This is a genomic window from Psychrobacillus sp. MER TA 171, assembly GCF_023713305.1.
In the GTDB taxonomy this organism is placed as follows: domain Bacteria; phylum Bacillota; class Bacilli; order Bacillales_A; family Planococcaceae; genus Psychrobacillus.
In genome coordinates this window covers 1-673 of the sequence record NZ_JAMAWN010000060.1, presented here as the reverse complement: position 1 = coordinate 673, position 673 = coordinate 1, and the positions used below count along the sequence as shown (strand labels likewise).

Here is a 673-nt window from a genome sequence, read left to right as displayed (position 1 = left end):
TGTAAACGCTAAAATAAAATGGACAGTTTCTGCTAAATAACATTGAACACTTTCGCTAATCTAATAGATTTTCAGTAAACTATATATATTCGTTTACTGGGGGTCAGACAAGTGGAGGAAAAATTAGTGTTATATTTAGAAATTCATCAACTTGCGAAAAGGAATTTAACAGTTTCTCAAATCGCAAATCAATTTAAAATATCTCGAACGACAGTCTATAAATATTTGGAGATGAGCTTTGAAGAGGCAATCCAACAATTTGAAGAAGTTAAAACAAGGAAGAAGAAATTAGATGAGCATCTGGATTGGATAGTTGCCTGGTTGGAGGAATATCCACACCTAAGTGCAGCCCAGATTAAAGATTGGTTATTAGAAAAGTTTCCAAGCCTAGAGATTGGAGACAGTACTGTTCGATTATATGTTCAAGAAGTTAGAGAAAAGTATCAAATTGAAAAGACGAAACAAACAAGACAGTATGAGGCAATACAACAACAGCCTATGGGAAAACAGATGCAGGTTGATTGGGGAGAAACAAAGCAGAAAACAGTAAGTAAAAGAGAAATAAAACTTTACTTTATCGCGTTTGTTTTGGCGCATTCACGCCACAAATACATGGAATGGCAAGATCGACCATTTACAACAAGAGATGCGATTCGCTGCCATGAAAACGCCT

At 35.5% G+C, this 673-nt stretch carries 1 protein-coding gene; it reads left to right on the top strand.

The window, feature by feature from the left end:
• Positions 1–126: 126 nt before the first annotated feature.
• A partial coding sequence (locus M3627_RS20430) for a transposase (RefSeq protein ID WP_251557270.1) occupies positions 127–673 on the top strand: 547 nt, incomplete at its 3' end.